Origin of the sequence: Okeania hirsuta (assembly GCF_003838195.1) — a bacterium.
Lineage (GTDB): Bacteria > Cyanobacteriota > Cyanobacteriia > Cyanobacteriales > Microcoleaceae > Okeania > Okeania hirsuta.
Window position 1 is genome coordinate 1 of record NZ_RCBY01000705.1, and the last position, 544, is coordinate 544.

At 47.1% G+C, this 544-nt stretch carries 1 pseudogene; it reads right to left on the reverse strand.

The features are described from left to right. Positions 1-70: 70 nt before the first annotated feature. Positions 71-544: pseudogene (locus D5R40_RS33785) on the reverse strand (peptide chain release factor-like protein); the annotation flags it as partial.

Genomic DNA, 544 nt, shown 5'->3' on the forward strand with positions numbered 1-544 from the left:
CACAGACTGCAGCAAACTGTACAATTCGCCAGATGCGGGTGCTTATCGGATAGGTTTGGGCCATCCAGGATTAATTGTGGTGCATCAAAAAAGCTTTGAGAAATTCATCTATTTCTCCAGATAATACGGCATCGGTTTGACTGGTCTGATGCTGTGTGCGATGGTCCTTAACACGGCGATCATCCAGTACAATAACTACGGATTTGCGATCCCATTCAATTCTTCATTTTCCCGGCTTCCACCTTTTCGCGCTCAGCTCGTTGTCGTTCCAAATCGCGTTCATACAGACGGGATTTCAGCATTTGAATGGCCTTATCTCTATTCATATGTTGAGATCGCTCCTCCTGACATTCTACCACAATCCCACTGGGAAGGTGGCGAACGCGCACTGCCGATTCCGTTTTGTTTACGTGCTGTCCACCGGCACCACTTGATCGAAAGGTATCCCAATCCAAATCTGCCGGATTAATTTCAATCTCAATCCGTTCATCCACCATAGGGTGGACAAAAACGGAAGCAAAAGAAGTCATACGCTTACCCTGCG